Here is a 16,943-nt window from a genome sequence, read left to right on the forward strand (position 1 = left end):
TGCGCTTAAGCTCATGGCAGCAGCATCCCCCTTAGGACGAAATAGAACAGCGCAGCCAGAAAGGCCGATACCGGCAATGTGATCACCCAGGCCGAAGCGATTTTCAACAGCGATGTGCGGCTGACCAACTGGCGTTTCAGGGCCTTTTGCAGCTCTTTGCGCTGCGCGGCCGGAATAAGCGTGTCAGGGCCCATGGCCTTCAGTTCCTTCAGAATGCGCTGCTTTTCCTCGACCGGCGCGTTGCGGAAGTCCCACAGGACGGCCTCGACCTCGTCGAAATCCGGGTCCCCTTCGTGACGTGCCAGAACGGATTCAGCCACGCGGCCGATGCGTTGGTCAAGCCATTCGCGCAAAAAACCGACACCGAACACCGCCCCCAATGCCACATGGGTCGAGCTGATTGGCATGCCCAGCTGGCTTGCCACAATCACGGTGATGGCGGCGGACAAGGCAATGCAAAACGCCCGCGAGCGGTCAAGTTCCGTGATCTCGGAGCCGACTGTGCGGATCAGCTTCGGGCCAAACAACGCCAGCCCGAACGAAATGCCGATCGCACCGATTGCCATCACCCAAAGCGGAATGGCAACCTTGCCGCCCCCATTGCCTTCGGTCAGAACATCGACGACACCAGCCAGCGGACCCACCGCATTGGCCACGTCATTGGCGCCGTGCGCAAAGCTCAGAAGGGCGGCAGCGAAGATCAGAGGGATCGTAAACAACCGATTCACACCGTCGCGGTCTTGCGTAAGGCGCGGGCGCTTGCGTTTGATAATGGGGCGGCTAATGAAATAAATCAGCACGCCGACCACAAGACCAAGCAGCATCGCCATCGGAAACGGGATGACGATGATCTTCTTGATGCCTTTCAGGGCGACATAGGTCGTGAAAGCCCAACCCATCAGGCCGATCATCACCGGCACGGTGCGTTCGGCCTCTTTCAGGGGATCGTCGCGAAAGAACACCATTTGCTTCAGCACCAGCAGCAGGCCTGCCGCGATCACACCGCCGGTGACGGGCGATATCACCCAGCTGAGCGCGATACTGGTAACGGACCCCCAATTCACGATATCCCAGCCCGACGCCGCGATGCCCGCCCCCATCACACCTCCCACGATCGAGTGGGTGGTCGAAACCGGCGCGCCAAACCATGTCGCGGCATTCAGCCAGACCGCCGCACCCGCCAGCGCGCCCATCATGACCCAGACATACTGGTCCGTATCTGCAAGATCCGCCGGATCAATAATGCCGTTCTTGACGGTCTTGACGACATCACCGCCTGCGATAATCGCGCCCGCGGCCTCGAATATCGCGGCGATTATGATCGCCCCGGTCAGCGACAGGGCGAACGACCCGACAGCCGGCCCCACGTTGTTCGCCACATCATTTGCACCAATGTTCATCGCCATATAGGCGCCCACAACCGCAGCAGCGATCAGCAAATACGCCTGTTCAACATGCGCAAATCGGGTGCCGGTAAAGACAATCACCGCCACGATAAAAAGTATCGCCGTTCCCATCCGCGCCACTTCGCGGCGGCTCAGATTGGCCGCGCGCTCAACCTTGTTGAATTCTTTGATCCGCAATGTGAAATTCCTCCCAGACTGGGCGCGCCGTTCTGGCTCGCACATACTTGCGTCTAGACCCTAAACCTAACGCCGCGCGCCCGCTTTGATAGGGATCATCTTAGGGGTGCATTGTCGACGGCGCGTCAAAAGCGATAACCCGCCGATCATTTAAATCCGGTGGTGGCGCGGGTCGGATCGCGTTAGATTGCACGGACGGCTACAAACGCCAGAGAAACTTGGGGGTATGGGGTGGCTAAGTTGCGTTTTGCCATGCGGCAACCACTGCTTTTTGCCGGGGCCTTGATCGGCGTCCTGACGTTGCCCGCGATGGCACTTGATGACGCGCGCCTTGACGTTGCCGGGGCTGACGACAGCTTGCAGGAGCAGCTGGAAGGCGCCTCTTTGGTTCTGTCGGCCAAGCGTGACGGCACAACGGATGCCCGCGACGTGTTTGCCGCGGCTTTGGCCGACTACGGACGGCTGACGGAAACGCTTTATGCAAACGGTTATTACAGCGGTGTGGTGCAGGTGCGCGTAGATGGGCGTGAAGCGGCAGACATCCCGGTCTTTTCCGTTCCCAAGAACATCGACCGGATTGACATCTCGGTGACCCCCGGCCCGGTCTTCCGCTTTGGCGCGGCCAAGGTTGCCCCGGTTGCCCCAAACACGGACTTGCCCGAGGATTTCCGCGCCGGTCAGGCCGCGAAAAGCACGCTTATTCAGGAGGCGGCAGACGCGACCATCTTGGGCTGGCGCAGCGCTGGCCACGCCAAGGTCAGCCTGTCGGGGCAGAAGATCACTGCAAACCATGCCAACCAGACCCTGTCGGCGTTTCTGTTCATCAGCCCTGGCCCCAAGGTTCAGTTTGGCAAGCTGCGCCAAACCGCGCCAAGTGCTGTCAGATCCGATCGCATCCAGCGGATCGCGGGCTTTCCCGAAGGCACGGTCTATTCGCCCAAGGCCATGGACACCGTGGCCAAACGCCTGCGCCGCACCGGCGCGTTTTCATCGGTCGCGCTGAGCGAGGCCAAACAGCTTGGACCCGGCAACAGCATGGATGTGGATCTGGCGCTGGTCGATGAAACACCGCGCCGGTTCGGCTTTGGCGCCGAACTTTCGTCGCTCGAAGGGCTCGCACTGACCGGCTTCTGGATGCATCGCAACCTTCTGGGCGGGGCCGAACGGTTCCGCGTCGAAGGCGAAATTTCCGACATCGGTGGACAGCATGGCGGTGTCGACTACTTCCTCGGCGCCCGGTTGGAACAACCCGCGACCTTCGGCGCAGACACAAGCGCTTTTGTCTTTGCCACGCTCGCCTACGAAGACGAACCCGCCTATATATCGCGCAGCGCCGACCTGGGCGCCGGGGTGACGCGCATCTTTTCGGACACGCTTCAGGGTGAATTTGGGGCGGGCCTTCGATACTCGGAAACCACGGACATCTTTGGCGACCGGCGCTTCTTTCTGTTCACATTGCCCACATCGCTGACCTGGGACCGGCGCAATGATGTGCTTGATGCCACCTCTGGCACCTACCTGAAGGCCGAGGCCCTGCCCTTCGTGTCATTGGATAGCGGCGCGACGGGCGCGCGGGTCTATCTGGACGGTCGCGCCTACCGCGCGTTGGACGCAGGCAACCGCTTCGTGATTGCCGGGCGGGTGCAGGCCGGGTCGGTCTTCGCGCAGAACATGAACGACATTCCCCCGGATTACTTGTTTTATTCCGGCGGGGGCAATTCTGTGCGGGGACAGCCCTTCCAATCGCTTGGCATCGACGCGGGTGGTGGGCGGTTCACAGGGGGGCAATCCTATCTTGGACTGTCGGGCGAGCTGCGCGCCCAGATCACCGACACGATCGGTGTGGTCGGGTTCGTGGACGCTGGACATGTTGCACAGGGAAGTCTGTTTGACGATCAGGGCGACTGGCATGCCGGGGCGGGGCTTGGGCTTAGATACAAGACAGCGATCGGACCATTGCGCCTTGATGTGGCTGCCCCGATTTCCGGCGACACGGGCGACGGCGTTCAGATCTACCTTGGGATTGGACAAGCGTTTTGACCCGGTTTCTTTGCAAACTTGCCCTGTTGATCAGCGTCTTGCTGCCCGGTCTGCCCACTGCAACCGTTGCGCAAACCGATCAGGCCGAGGACGACCGCGGCTATCTTCAAGCTCTGCTTGAGGACAACCTGTCCGATGTCGGGCGCGACATTCGCATCATCGGCTTTTCGGGCGCCTTCAGCTCATCCGCAACTGTCGATCAGATCACCATTGCCGATACCCAAGGCGTGTGGCTGACGTTGAACGACGTGGTGCTGAACTGGAACCGAGCGGCCCTGCTGCGTGGTGCCATCGACATCACCGAACTGTCGGCCGACGAGATCTTGATAGACCGTCGCCCGATCGCCGACCCCGATATGCCCGCCCCCGAAGCGTCAGGCTTTTCACTGCCCGACCTGCCCGTCTCGGTCGAGATTGACTTGATCAGGGCGCGGGCCGTCAACCTTGCCGAAAGCGTGATCGGCGAGGCCGCAATCGTCAGCCTTGAAGGCGCGGCGCAACTGTCCGGCGGCACCGGCCAGGCCACGCTGGACATCCAGCGCACAGATGGCCCAGACGGCGCCCTGACGCTGGACGGCCGCTATGACAACGCCAGCAAAGAGCTGGGTATCGACCTGACGCTGAAAGAAGGAGCAGGCGGGATCGTCGCCAATATGCTGGGGCTGCCCGGCAGACCCAAGGTTGCGCTGACCATCGCAGGGGCAGGTCCGCTCGCCGATTTCACCGCCGATATCGACCTGTCCACCAATGGTCAGAAACGTCTGGCGGGTCAGGTTGTGTTGACCGATGAGCCGTCCACCGCGACCGACACAGACGGCACCGACACCCCTGCCCCGACCAAGCTGTTCCGGGCCAATGTCTCGGGCGATCTGGCCCCGGTCTTTCTGCCCACCTACCGCGAGTTTTTCGGGCCAAACGTGACCCTTGGCGCAACCGGGCGCCGTTTTCCCGACGGCGCGCTTGCAGTTGAGGCGCTTGAGGTATCGACTGACGCGCTGTCCCTGAAGGGCGATCTGGCCCTGTCTGCCGGTGGCTGGCCCGAACGGTTTTCGCTGACCGGGCGCATCGCTGACAAAGCCGGCGCTTCGGTGCTTCTGCCGCTGGCCGGAGCGAAAACCTTTGTGCAGAACGTTCAGCTTGACGTGTCCTATGACGCGGCAACCAGCGAAGGCTGGCAGGCCGATTTCGACATCACCCAACTGTCGCGCCCCGACCTTGCACTGGAGCGCGCCGCCCTTGTGGCCAAGGGCACACTGATCCGGGGGGACGGCACCGCCTTGGGTCAGGTGAACGGCGACGTGACGCTTCAGCTTTCTGGGATCGCCCCCAAGATGCAAGAGCTTGCCGCCGCCATTGGCCCCGAGATCACCGGGCAGATGTCCTTTGGCTGGCGCGAGAAGGCGCCGCTGAGCATTTCAGACCTGCGCCTGTCGGGGCAGGATTACGCCCTGACCGGCAGCCTGCAGGCCGACGATTTTGACACCGGGATCACCATCACAACCCGCGACAACCCCACTTTGCGCGCAGATGACCTGTCTCGTTTCGCAGGTCTTGCCGGCGTGCCGCTAACCGGCGCCGTGCAGGTTGGGCTTGGCGGCACGGCGAACCTTCTGGGCGGCGCGTTTGACCTGAAACTTGACGGTCGCGGTCGCGATCTGGGCATTGGGCAGCCACGGTTTGACCCGTTGATTGCAGGCGCCAGCACGCTGGTTGTTGACGCAACCCGCGACGAAACCGGCACGCGGCTTAACGTCCTCAGGGTCGAAACCCAACAGGCAACCGCGTCCTTGTCGGCCGATCTGAAAACAGACACATCCAGTGCTAAGGCCGAGATCCAGATCGCCGACACTTCGTTGATCGAAGCTGGGTTGCGTGGACCGGCGCAAATCACCGTCCAAGCACAACAATCCGGCAGCGTATGGAGCGTGACCGCCAATGGAACCGGGCCGGGTGATCTGGTCGCCTCGACCGAAGGCACCGTCGCCATCACAAGTGGCGCCCCCGGAAAGCTTCAAGGCAAAGTGACCGCAACCGCCGGGTCGCTGGCTCCCTATGCGCGACTGGTCGGCCAACCCGTGACTGGCGCGCTGGACGTGACCGCAAATGGCATGTTTGACCTGCAAGACGGCAGCTTTCAGGCGGCCGTTGACGGCACGGGCCGCGATCTGGGGCTGGGCCAGGCCACGCTGGATCTTCTGACCCGCGGCAGCAGCCAGTTCAGCGCAAGGGCACACCGCACCGCAGAAGGGATCGTGTTCATCGACGCGCTTGACGTGCAAACCACCGAAGGCGCGGCACAAATCACCGGGGCCAGCGACAACGGCCGCAACGCGCTGCAAATCAGCGCGCGCCTGCGCGACCTTGGGCTGCTGGCCGATGGAATTTCTGGCCCGGCCGAGGCGACCGGCACCGCGGTTCTTGTTGACGATGCGTGGCAAATTGCGTTCACCGGAACGGGGCCGGGCGGCGTGAATGCGACAGCCAATGGCAGCGTGCGCGCCGATGGCAGTGCCGCCAATCTGGACATTGACGGCGTGGCACCGTTGGCGTTGGCCAATCGAATGATCCGCCCGCGGTTGATCACGGGACAGGCAAGTTATGACCTTGCGCTTAGCGGCCCGTTGGCCTTGTCGTCGCTGTCTGGCACGGTGCAAACGCAGGGCGCGCGTCTGGTGCTGCCGACCTTCCGGCAATCCATCAGCATCGACACCGCCACGGTCACCCTTGCGGCGGGGCGCGCAACCGTCAACGTGGCGGCCACCGTCGAAACCGGCGGACAGCTCGCGGCAACCGGATCGATTGGGATGGCCACGCCTTACACGGCTGACATGCAAATTAGCGTGGACAATGTCACCCTGACAGATGCGCGGTTGTTCGAGACGCTGGTGAACGGTTCAGCCACCCTGAACGGCCCCCTTATCGGTGGCGCGACCCTGCGCGCCGATCTGGCGCTTGGCAAAACCGAAATCCGCGTGCCCGAGGCCGCGTCTGTCACCTTACCCGTCATGGACGGGCTTGTGCATGTGAACGAACCCGCCGCCGTGCGCCGCACCCGCGCCAATGCGGGGTTGATCCAAACCGAGGACGACAGCACCCAAACCGCCCGCCCCTACCCCATCGACATCACGCTTAGCGCGCCCAGCCAGATGTTTGTGCGCGGTCGTGGACTTGATGCCGAGCTGGGTGGGCAGCTTCGCCTGACCGGCACCAGCGCCAACGTCATCCCGCAAGGTCAGTTCGATCTGATCCGCGGGCGGCTCGACATTCTTGGCAAGCGTTTGACGCTGACCGAAGGGCGGGTCAGTCTGCAAGGCGATTTCGACCCCATCCTGCGGTTCATTGCCGAAAGCGAGGCCGAGGGCGTTCAGGTCAGGATCGGTGTTGAAGGCCCGGCCACGGCGCCGGATGTGACCTTTACCTCGAGCCCTGAACTGCCCGAAGACGAGGTGCTGGCCCTGCTCTTGTTCGGGCGCGACATTACGCAGATCTCGGCCCTTCAGGCGCTGCAATTGGCTGCGGCCGTGCGCACGCTGGCAGGCAAAGGCGGCGAAGGCATTGTCGGCAAGCTGCGCAACAATTTCGGGCTGGATGATCTGGACATCACCACCGACGAAAACGGGTCTGCGGCGGTGAAGGCCGGCAAATACATCTCGGAAAACATCTATACCGATGTGACTGTCGGCGCGGATGGCGATACCGAGGTCAATCTGAACCTCAACATCACCCCGTCACTGACCGCGCGCGGCACCGTGGGGACGGATGGGAAAAGCACCATCGGCGTGTTCTTCGAACGCGACTACTAAAAGACCCAGCACGGTTACGCCGCGGGGGTCAGAACCTCGATCCGGGCGCCGGGGAAGGCCGCGACAGCCTGCGCAGCGTCGGCCTGATCCATCAGGCACAAGGCGGTCGACAACCCGTCTGCAACCACCGCACTGGGGGCCGACACGGACACAAGCGTATTGACCGGCGCGCGGCCCGATGGCGACAGGATATGACCCTGCGCCATACCGATCTGCATCGCTGTCGGCACCGATGTCGCCACCGCCCGTTCCGAGGCGGTCAGCCGATGAACCAACGTGCCATCCGGCATCGCAACGCCGATTGACCAAGGCCCGTTCGGCCCCTGCCCCAGTGCTGCAATCTCGCCCATATCAACAAGCACGTCGCGCAGGCCCTGCGCCTTCAAAAGCGCCGCAATCCGGTCGGTCACCGCGCCCTGCGCAATGCCGTTCAGGGTCAATGCACCACTTTTGGGCAGTTCGATGCGTTGCGCGTCGAACGCGACCTTGTCCCATCCGATCGCCGCCTTCGCCGTGGTCAGATCAGATGCACCGGCTTTTTCTGCGATCGCGGTCCAGAGCGGCTGGATCGTTGGGTCGAACTGTCCCTTGCTGGCGCCATGCAGCGCGCCACACAGGCTAAGCACCTGCAACATCTCGGCCGAGGGTGCCGCAAGCGTGCCGGCTCGGTTCAGACGCGAAAGCTCAGAGCTGTCGCGATAGAGGCTGAAGATATCTTCCAGCCGGGTCAGCTCTGCCTCGACGGCACTGAAGATTGGCGCGGCTTGGGCGTCTGACAGACCCACCAGCTGCATCGACACCGGCCCGCCAAGGGCGCGGCCTGTCCATCGTGCGACCGACGCGGATGCACCTGACGGCGCGACCACAGCGGCTGCAGCGGTTATGGCCAGAAAACGGCGACGATTAAGGCTGCTCATGAGGGGGTCTCCAATGTCTGGGTCAGGTCGACGGGCGCCAGAACGGCCGCGTCGGGAATGGTATCAAGGCTGTGTGTTTCACCGCCATAAGTGGCGATGAAGGCCGCGGCAGATGCGTCATCCTTGAACGGCACAATCTCGGGGGCGCCCATACCGCCCGCGACATTCGCGCCGACCACATAGATCGCATCTTCGGCCGCCATCCAGTTGTCAACGCCAGGGTTTTTCCAACTGGGCGCGGCACTCATGTCGCTGACATAGACCGCGGTGATTTCGGCCTCGCGCTCGGGGCTTTTCAGATAGGCCATCAAGTCGCGCACTTGTGCGAAGAACAGCGGCGCGGGGAAGCCTTGCAGGTGGATTTGCCCCTTGGGGCCGCCATGTTCGGCAACGTTCATCTGGCAGAAATAGCTCAACGCCTGCTCGGTCAGGTCAACCGGGGGTGGCGGGGCTTTCGCCTCTTCTTCGTTGCAGGCAACCAGCGCCAGAAGGCTTAGGGCGATCAGGCGCTTCATGGCTCGACCCTTTTGAAGGCAGCGCGCGCCAAAGCGAAGGCGAGAAGCGGCCACAGGATCAGCGACAGGGGCGCGGCCCATGCGGGCAGAGTTTGCGCCGCCCCCACCATGCCAGACGCCATCGCCACGCCATCAGAGGCCGAGATATTCCACACCCGGAACGCATCCGCCGGGTTGGCGACCATCAGCCACGGAAAGATGGACCGTGTGAAGTCTCCGCTGCCGTCCATGACGACTGCGCCCAACAGGCCAAGATCATAAAGCACGACGAAGACCAGCCACAGTCCAGCGGACAAGCCCGCCGCTGCGGTCGCGCTGCGTGACAGGGCCGAGACCAGATAGCCAAGCGCCAGAAACACCGCGCCCAGCAGGATCGAGGTACCGATCAGACGTGCCAGCGCGGTCAGGCTTTCCGCCCCTGCCCCGCCGAACCACGCAGCAATCGCGCCGGCCGCGCCAAACCCGATGGTCATGGCGAACGCCAGTGCGGCCAGATGGGCGGCGAACTTGCCCAGCAGGATCTCGCCCCGCCCGGCGGGATAGGACAAAAGCAGTGACAGGCTGCCGCGTTCGGCTTCGCCTGCGATGGCGTCGAAGCTGATCATCAAGGCCAGAAGTGGGGCCAAATAGACCGACAGCGTGGTCATCGACGTGACGGACACGGTCAGCATATCAACGCCCACCGATCCGGTCGGCGCGCTGCCCGCGAAGGTCAGTGCCAGCGCAAAGAGCAGCATGATAACGGTCGCCATCAGCAGCCAGCGGTTGCGGCGCAGGATCAGCATCTCGGTCGAGGCAATGGCAAGGAAGCGGGTCATTGCGCGCCCTCCTTTGCATAATGGCGATACAGGTCTTCAAGGCGCGGGGGCGTCATTTCAATATCGGTGATCACCTCGCCCATAGCAGCGACGCGGCGCAACGCCTCCATCTTGCGATCCGGGGTGCAGAGGATTTCAACCGACGCGCAGTTGATGCGGGTGCCGCCCGTTGCCTCGGCGACCTCATCCGCGTGGTCGCCGCTGGCGCGAATGCGCAGCTTGGTGGGCAACCCGGCCTGCGCGGACAGGTTTTCCAGCGTGTCGTCGGCCACTTTGATGCCTTTGCGCAGAATGGCGATGCGGTCGGTCTGGGCCTCGACCTCGGTCAGGGCGTGGCTGGCGATCAGGACGGCGGTGCCGTTGGCGGCCAGCTCGTCGATGATCGCGTAAAGATCCTGGCGCGAGATCGGGTCAAGCCCGCTGGTCGGTTCATCCAGCAGCGCGACTTTCGGATTGCCCAGAAGCACCTGCGCCAGCCCCAAACGCTGCCGCATCCCTTTGGAATAGGCGCCAATCCGGCGATCCATCGCATCGCCCAGACCCACACGGTCCAGCAATCCGGGAATATCGGCTTTCTGCCCATCGAGGCGGGCAAACAACTGCAACTGCTCGCGCCCCGTCAAAGCAGGGTGAAAGCTGACAGCTTCCGGCAAATACGCGGTCGTGCGGCGAGCGACCGCACTTCCGGGCTTCGCATCACCGATGCGAATTTGACCATCCGTGAGTGGAGTAAGGCCAAGAATTGTTTTGATCAGGGTCGATTTACCCGCCCCGTTGTGACCCAAAAGCGCGACCCGTTCGCCGGGCGCCACGCGCAACGACACGTCGTCCAGAACCGTGGTCTTGCCCCGGTCCTTGCGCACATTGTCGATGGTCAAAGCATTATCCGTCATACGGCACCTTTTCACTGGCCGCCGGTTTCACGGGGCGCATCAGAGGGTTCGAGTCGATCACGCCACCGGGCAAAAGCGCCGGGAAGGCGGATTGCGACCAGCGCACAAGCTGCACGGCCGGCGACCCCAAAAGCAGTTTAGCAGCAGGTTGGGTCCACAGAACATGGTCCATGCTGTCATTGGGACGGTATGGCGCATCTGCGATCCCGTCGCCATCCACGTCGAAGGCGGCAAAGTCGCTCCAGTAATTGCCGCGCCCCTCTTCGGACCATTCAACCCACTGGGTTGAGACATATTTCACCTGCGTGCGGTTGCCGATGAAGCTGTTGCCGACAATGCGGTTGCGTTCCGACCCGGCGGTGAAGTGGATGCCAATGTCACAGCCCTCAAACCAGTTGTCGGTGAAGGTGTTCTTGTTGGCATTATAGAGGAACGTGCAGCGGTCGGACGCGTTCTTCACGTAATTTCCCACGAACTCGCTGTCATTGGCATAGTTCAGCATCACGCCGTGGTCGCGGTCGTTCAGCGACACGTTGTTCAGAACCTTCACATGGGTCGTGAACATGATCGCATAGCCAAGGTGGTTGCCGATCGAGATGTTGTCCGACACCTCGCTGCGGTCTGCATACATATAATGCACCGCGAAACGCAGGTCGCGAAACAGGTTGCCCTTGAACAGGTTCTTTTTCGAGGTGTTCACGAAGATGCCGTCGCGGCCATAGCGAACGTCGTTGTTCAGCACCTGTGCGCCCGCGGCATTCCACACGTATACGCCGTTGCCGCGCGCGTTCATGTGACGATCCTGACGGCCTTCGATGACATTGCCCCGCACGATGCTGTCGCGCGCGCCGTGAATGTCCACGCCGTAAAGATTGCCCAGAATTCTGTTGTTTTCGACAATCGCGCGCCGGGCTGTCTTGGTCAGCTGCACACCGCTGTCGATGGTTTCATGGCTGCTGCCGGAGCCGATCAGCTCTAACCCGCGCACCACAATATCGTGTCCCGTCACCGTAATGACAGACCCTGTGCCGCCCGCGTCAATCACGGCCTCGCCGCGTCCGTCCAGCGTGATGGTCTTGTCCAGCACCACGGGGCCGGCATAGCGACCCGGCGCCAAGATCAGCACATCGCCGGGGGATGCCCCGGCGATGGCTTTTGCAAGTGCGCCCTCTTCTGCGGTCACAATCCGTTCGGCTGCCGACACCAAAGGTGCCGCCAAAACCGTGAAAAGAACCGTTAGAAGAAGGCGCAGGATTTGCATGGTTTAGGCTTTCGGTTTCACGAACATCCGACCGCGCATCTCCATGTGGAGTGCGTGGCAGAACCACTGGCAGTAATACCAGTAAACGCCCGGTTTCGCGGCAGTGAACGTCACCGAGGCTGTCGCCATCGGCCCGATCTCCATCGCGACGCCGTGGTTGTTCAGCGTAAAGCCGTGCGTCAGGTCGTCGATGTCATCAAGGTTGGTGATGATCACTGTCACCTCGTCGCCTTGCGTAACCTCGAACGATTCCAGCGCAAAGGTCGGCGCCTGGCTGCTCATATAGACGCGGACTTTGTTGCCGTCACGAACGATCGTGTCCATGTATTCGTCAATATTGACACCATCCGCTTCAGCCTGCTTGCGGGTTTCAGCCCACATCGGATCGTTACGATCCCAGACGTCTTTCGGGTTCACGATGTCACGACGCACGATGATCACGTCATGCGGTTCGGCAAAGGTCGGGCCGTCATGCACGACTTTCATATCGTCGGTCGAGATGTCGATGATCTGCTCGTTCTCGGGCTTCAGAGGACCGACATTGATAAACCGGTCTTTCGAGAACTTGTTGAGCGACACCAGCCACTTGCCATCAGCTTCCTTGGTTTCACCCATGGTCGTGTGGTTGTGGCCCGGCTGATAATGCACATCAACCTTCGAGATGATCGGATCGACGTCTTCGCCAGCATAAGCCTTGACCGCTTTTTCAAGGTCCCATTTCACCATCTGGCTGTCCAGGAACAAGGTGGTATAGGCCATGCCCTTGCCGTCAAATGCGGTGTGTAGCGGGCCAAGACCCAGCTCAGGCTCGGCAACCACGCAGGAACGCGGATCGGTGCCATCTTCAAAGATCGCATCGACCTTGCGCACGTCAATGACCGAACAGGTCGGCGACAGCTTGCCGTTGATCACGACATAGTTGCCATCGGGCGCGGTATTACAGCCGTGCGGGCTGTTGGGGATCGGAATATAGCGGGTATATTTCTTATTCTGACCCTTACGACCGTCGATGACCTTGACGCCGTTCATCTCTTCAAAATCACCAGCGGCGATGCCGGCTTCGATTTCGGCAATGTTGAAGACGACAACGTGGTCCATCTCGTTTTCCGTCATCTCGGCCAGGTTCATACCCATTTCCGAGTTGTAGGACGTCGAGAAGGCGAACTTGCCCTGATAGTCACAGTCGGTGTTATCAAGGTTGCCCGACACCATGACCTGCCACGAGATTTCCATCGTGTCGCCGTCAATGGCTGTGAAGAAGTTCACATACTTTTCGGGTTCATCCAGGATCGAGCCGTCATTGACGATCGGTGTTTCGTCTTCGCCGTTGGCAAACACGTAACCGGTGCGCGGGAATTTCTGTGGACGCAGGCCGTGGATGGCTTTTGCGTTCGGAATTTCCACGATCTTGTCGGTCTTCATCACGTCGCAACGCACACGCGCAACGCGGGTGTTCGCCTTGTCGTTCATGAACAGGTAACGCCCGTCATAGGTGCCGTCGGTGAACGACATGTGCGGGTGGTGAAGGTCACCGTTGTCGTGCACGCGTTTGCCGTTGGCCTCAAGAAACGCCTTGGTTTCGGGCAACATGCCGTCTTCAAAGATCTTGATGCTTTCGTTGGTTTGACCCCAGCCGGTGGCCGAGCAACGGTTGAACACGGGAACCCGCATCAGTTCGCGCATCGACGGGAAGCCGAGGATGCGCAGTTCGCCGGTCTGACCCGACGACCAGAAGCCGTAATATTCGTCCAGCTCGCCCGGCTCAAGATTCAGGGCCGACGCCGCACGTGCAGGAGTCGCCGTCATCATCGAGCCACCGATACCGCCGGTGCCAGCGACAACCGCAGTGGTAGCGGCAGCCCCCAACATGCCCCGACGGGTCATGGATAGGTCTTTGGTTTCTTCAGTCATGGTCTTTACCTCCTTCAAGGAATTTATGACGTCTTGGCGTTCGGATGGTTCGCCGGTGGGTTTTTGGGCGGGATGTTGAAATCCGCCGTGCCGATCTTTTCGCGCCGTTTGATTTGGCGAATCACGACCGGGCATTTGTCGGCCGACTGATACAGAACCTGGCAATGCAGGCAGTCGACACACTCGTTGGGATTGATCTCGCCTGTCGGGTGAATGGCCTGAACGGGGCATTCATGTGCACAGGTCTGACAGGGATTGCCGCATTCCTTATAGCGTCGTAGCCAATCGAACATGCGGATACGGGCCGGGATCGCCAGTGCACCGCCCAGCGGGCAGACATAGCGGCAATAGAACCGTTCAACGAACAGGTTCGCGACGATAATCGCGACCGCAAAGACCACAAACGGCCAGTCGCGGACGAATTTCAGGATGATCGCGGTCTTGAACGGCTCGATCTCGGCATAGGTTTCGGCCATCGAGAGCGACACCATACTGACGCCAAAGAGGCCAAAGAAGATCATGTATTTCAGCGGCCACAGGCGTTCGTGCAGACCCCAGGGCAGCGTCCATTGCGGCACCTTGAAGGCGCGTGCGATGCGGTTCGTCAGCTCTTGCAGCGCCCCGAACGGACACAGCCAGCCGCAGTAAGCCCCACGGCCCCAGAAGACCAAGGCGGCGGCGACCGCGAACCATTGGATGAACACCAAGGGGTCCATCAGGAAAGCGTCCCACGTGAAGCCACTGCGCAAGCTATTTGTCAGCGCCATCAGGTTCACCACCGACAGCTGCGCATTGGCATACCAGCCAAGGAAGAACAGCGTGAAGGTCAGATATCCCATGCGGAACCAGAAAAAGACCCGCGCGTTTGCCGTGGCTTGGAACTGGAAGAAGAACACACCGGTCAGCACCAGAAGCATGGCGCCCAGAATGCCGATCTCGACCGTTTTGTCTTTCCAGATGCGCTTCCACAGCATCGACTTGGCGGCGGCCTCGTCATCTGCGTCGTTCAGGACGGGGACCGGCGCGGCTGCGGGAAGCAGGTATTTCTCGGGCAGTTTATAGCCCAGATCAAAGGTGATGAATGTCTTGTCAATCGCACCCACCGAGCGCTGTGCAAGCAGTTGCAGGCGGAACGACTCGGCTGGGTTAAAGTCAATTTCGGCGGGGATCTTGAACAGATCCATCTCGGCAAAGCTGGGGCTGTCAGGGGATGCCAGCTGTCCCACACGCTCGTGTTGCTTGTCAAAGAACCGCGCCGAGATGTCACCTTGGATCAGCTGGATTCGGTCAAAGATACCACCGCGCACATAGCCCGAGCCTTTGAAACTGTATGTCCCGCGACCCATCACAAGGATCGCGTGTTCGCCCTCTTCCAGCCAAGCTTGCAGATTGCGGTATTCAGCGTCGCCCAGAAGCGATTTGCCGATGGACGGCACCGATACCAGCGCCATGTGCATGTCGATGAATGTGTCGTCAGGCTGGCCTTTTTCCGGGCGCTTGATGGCGCGGGCATCACCGGTTGCCTCGAACGCTGCGTTGATCTGACCGACATCAAGGGTCAGCCGGCGCACGGACCCGTCACCTGACAAGGTGGCCCAGTCCGCCAATTCTTCCTTCGACATGTCCACGTCACGCTTCGGCCCTGCGGCCAGCGCAGGCGACAGGTCACCCAACCCCAAACTGCGCGCGACCTTGATCCCGGCCCGCACAAGGCTGTCGTCGATCACCATGATCGTCACGGTCGCGCCTGAAATGATGTCCAGATCATGTGCGGTGCCACCGGCGGCGACTTCGGCCTTCAGATCTAGGCCGGTATAGCCTTCGGTGACCTTCACCATCTTGGATTCCGGAATACCGATCAACACGATCGGTTCCGAGTGCTTGACCAGCTTCACGCCCGTCAAGATCGCATCCGCGTCAATCGCGGCGACAACATGGATAGGTTTGCCGGAATATCCCGTCGTGCCCACGAAATCCGAGGTCAGGAAGGCATAGGCAACCGTCTCGCCGCCCTTCAGGACGGGGGCAACCGGCACATCCTCGCGGATCGGACCGAACGCGTCAGCGCCTTCGGCCAGTTCAGACGGCGTAATGTCGGGAAGGAAATTTGCGAGGCTTTCGGCTTTTGCCTCGCCCGCCATGACCCCGGCAAGGATCACGACAATGGCTCTGAGCCAGTGGTTCATCGCGCGCTTTACGTTCACAGCGCACCTCCATTTTCTTGGATTGACGCTTGGAACGCGCGAAGGGCGCGGTCGACTTTATTCTTGTTCGCGGCTGGAGGGCCACGGGTTTCAGGCCAGGCGCGTCTGAACGCCGGACCAACCGTTTGGGTTCGCAGGTCCGAGGCTGTGGAAAGGGCTGGCGCAAACCGGTCAAGCGTGATGCTGTCGCCTTCGACACCCGTCAAGGACGCGCCACACATGACGCAATCAAAGCAATCGGCGCAGCCATCTGTGCGGTCCACCGGCCCATCGGACAAGTCGACCTCGACATAGGCCGTGCCAAAATCTGAACAGATCTCGATCCACGTGCCGTTTGCGGCATATCCCATCGACGACGTGAAAAGTTGCAGCACAAGCGCCAGCATTCCAACGAGAGGCAACACCACGGCACGTCTATAGGCATGCCCCTTGGCACCCTGTCGGACGTTTTGTGATGTCAGCCCCCAACGGCGCATTCACGAATCCCTTCGGCTCGATACCCGGCCAATGTGATTGGCGGGGTCAAAGCCCTCCTTGACCTTGATCAAGTGACAGTGAAACACAACCAGCCGGAGAGTTACAACCAGCCTTTTGCACCTGCGCAACATTTTTCTGACTATAACGTTCTGAGATTTCACAGATAAAAAAATGGAATGGATGGCAGGCAAGGCAGGTATCGCTGCGCGATGACACCCGCCTTGCCCCAGTCAAGCCTACCCTTCCAGAGGCGCCAAGACCGTCTTTGGAGCCTTGGTATTGGTCCTGAAAGCAACGTGTCGCTTGCCAAAGCGCTCCGTAATTGGAAACGCCCTGCGACGCATTGCTTTCTGGGACCGTTCCACCCCTCGGCAAACCAAACCCATACACCCGAAGATGATGAACCCGACCTGGATCAGGAAGGAGCCCAGGTTGAATGCACCGATCAGGCTGATCAGCACAAGGACAGCGGCCAGAATCTTGGACACCGAATACCCTGTGCCATTGCCACACGCCCACCC

At 61.1% G+C, this 16,943-nt stretch carries 11 protein-coding genes; 2 read left to right on the forward strand and 9 right to left on the reverse strand.

What is annotated here, in order from left to right:
• Window positions 1-11: 11 nt before the first annotated feature.
• The gene (locus tag Q0864_RS15775) at window positions 12-1,583 is read right to left on the reverse strand and encodes an inorganic phosphate transporter (protein WP_298571658.1); all 1,572 of its coding nucleotides are present in this window, start codon (window positions 1,581-1,583) and stop codon (window positions 12-14) included.
• Window positions 1,584-1,835: 252 nt separating this feature from the next.
• On the opposite strand from Q0864_RS15775, the gene Q0864_RS15780 reads away from it, so the two are divergent.
• Both Q0864_RS15780 and Q0864_RS15785 read left to right on the forward strand, forming a co-directional pair.
• Complete coding sequence (locus tag Q0864_RS15780) at window positions 1,836-3,623, forward strand: BamA/TamA family outer membrane protein (RefSeq protein ID WP_298571661.1); 1,788 nt, start codon at window positions 1,836-1,838, stop codon at window positions 3,621-3,623.
• Entirely contained in the window at window positions 3,620-7,426 is a 3,807-nt protein-coding gene (locus tag Q0864_RS15785; RefSeq protein ID WP_298571664.1) for a translocation/assembly module TamB domain-containing protein, read from the forward strand. The genes Q0864_RS15780 and Q0864_RS15785 overlap by 4 nt, the downstream gene beginning before the upstream one ends.
• Before the next feature lie 14 nt (window positions 7,427-7,440).
• On the opposite strand, the gene Q0864_RS15790 is transcribed toward Q0864_RS15785, so the two are convergent.
• Genes Q0864_RS15790 through Q0864_RS15825 form a run of 8 tightly spaced genes read right to left on the reverse strand, consistent with a single transcriptional unit; the run spans window position 7,441 to window position 16,421 of the window.
• Window positions 7,441-8,343, reverse strand: a complete 903-nt coding sequence (locus Q0864_RS15790; protein ID WP_298571666.1) for an FAD:protein FMN transferase — start codon at window positions 8,341-8,343, stop codon at window positions 7,441-7,443.
• Window positions 8,340-8,858, reverse strand: a complete 519-nt coding sequence (locus Q0864_RS15795) for a nitrous oxide reductase accessory protein NosL (RefSeq protein WP_298571668.1) — start codon at window positions 8,856-8,858, stop codon at window positions 8,340-8,342. The genes Q0864_RS15790 and Q0864_RS15795 overlap by 4 nt, the downstream gene beginning before the upstream one ends.
• Complete coding sequence (locus Q0864_RS15800) at window positions 8,855-9,676, reverse strand: ABC transporter permease subunit (RefSeq protein WP_298571671.1); 822 nt, start codon at window positions 9,674-9,676, stop codon at window positions 8,855-8,857. The genes Q0864_RS15795 and Q0864_RS15800 overlap by 4 nt, the downstream gene beginning before the upstream one ends.
• The gene (locus tag Q0864_RS15805; RefSeq protein WP_298571674.1) at window positions 9,673-10,569 is read right to left on the reverse strand and encodes an ABC transporter ATP-binding protein; all 897 of its coding nucleotides are present in this window, start codon (window positions 10,567-10,569) and stop codon (window positions 9,673-9,675) included. The genes Q0864_RS15800 and Q0864_RS15805 overlap by 4 nt, the downstream gene beginning before the upstream one ends.
• Complete coding sequence (locus Q0864_RS15810) at window positions 10,559-11,830, reverse strand: nitrous oxide reductase family maturation protein NosD (RefSeq protein ID WP_298571677.1); 1,272 nt, start codon at window positions 11,828-11,830, stop codon at window positions 10,559-10,561. Before Q0864_RS15810 ends, Q0864_RS15805 begins: the two co-directional genes overlap by 11 nt.
• A 3-nt stretch (window positions 11,831-11,833) precedes the next feature.
• Window positions 11,834-13,741 (reverse strand): TAT-dependent nitrous-oxide reductase, encoded by a 1,908-nt coding sequence (gene nosZ, locus Q0864_RS15815; protein ID WP_298571679.1) that lies wholly within the window; start codon window positions 13,739-13,741, stop codon window positions 11,834-11,836.
• 23 nt (window positions 13,742-13,764) lie between these two features.
• A complete protein-coding gene (locus Q0864_RS15820; protein ID WP_298571786.1) occupies window positions 13,765-15,927 on the reverse strand; it encodes a NosR/NirI family protein in 2,163 nt (720 codons plus the stop codon).
• A gap of 14 nt (window positions 15,928-15,941) precedes the next feature.
• On the reverse strand, window positions 15,942-16,421 hold the full coding sequence (locus tag Q0864_RS15825) for a hypothetical protein (protein WP_298571682.1): 480 nt from the start codon (window positions 16,419-16,421) through the stop codon (window positions 15,942-15,944).
• Window positions 16,422-16,943: the final 522 nt, after the last annotated feature.

The sequence above is a fragment of the uncultured Aliiroseovarius sp. genome, assembly GCF_947497285.1.
Lineage (GTDB): Bacteria > Pseudomonadota > Alphaproteobacteria > Rhodobacterales > Rhodobacteraceae > Aliiroseovarius.

What these genes read in the sequence shown, in the direction of transcription:
- Q0864_RS15780 (WP_298571661.1), top strand. Translation starts at nt 1,836, where the DNA reads ATGCGGCAACCACTGCTTTTTGCCGGGGCCTTGATCGGCGTCCTGACG.
- Q0864_RS15790 (WP_298571666.1), bottom strand. Translation starts at nt 8,343, where the DNA reads ATGAGCAGCCTTAATCGTCGCCGTTTTCTGGCCATAACCGCTGCAGCC.
- Q0864_RS15795 (WP_298571668.1), bottom strand. Translation starts at nt 8,858, where the DNA reads ATGAAGCGCCTGATCGCCCTAAGCCTTCTGGCGCTGGTTGCCTGCAAC.
- Q0864_RS15800 (WP_298571671.1), bottom strand. Translation starts at nt 9,676, where the DNA reads ATGACCCGCTTCCTTGCCATTGCCTCGACCGAGATGCTGATCCTGCGC.
- Q0864_RS15805 (WP_298571674.1), bottom strand. Translation starts at nt 10,569, where the DNA reads ATGACGGATAATGCTTTGACCATCGACAATGTGCGCAAGGACCGGGGC.
- Q0864_RS15810 (WP_298571677.1), bottom strand. Translation starts at nt 11,830, where the DNA reads ATGCAAATCCTGCGCCTTCTTCTAACGGTTCTTTTCACGGTTTTGGCG.
- nosZ (WP_298571679.1), bottom strand. Translation starts at nt 13,741, where the DNA reads ATGACTGAAGAAACCAAAGACCTATCCATGACCCGTCGGGGCATGTTG.
- Q0864_RS15820 (WP_298571786.1), bottom strand. Translation starts at nt 15,927, where the DNA reads ATGAACCACTGGCTCAGAGCCATTGTCGTGATCCTTGCCGGGGTCATG.
- Q0864_RS15825 (WP_298571682.1), bottom strand. Translation starts at nt 16,421, where the DNA reads ATGCGCCGTTGGGGGCTGACATCACAAAACGTCCGACAGGGTGCCAAG.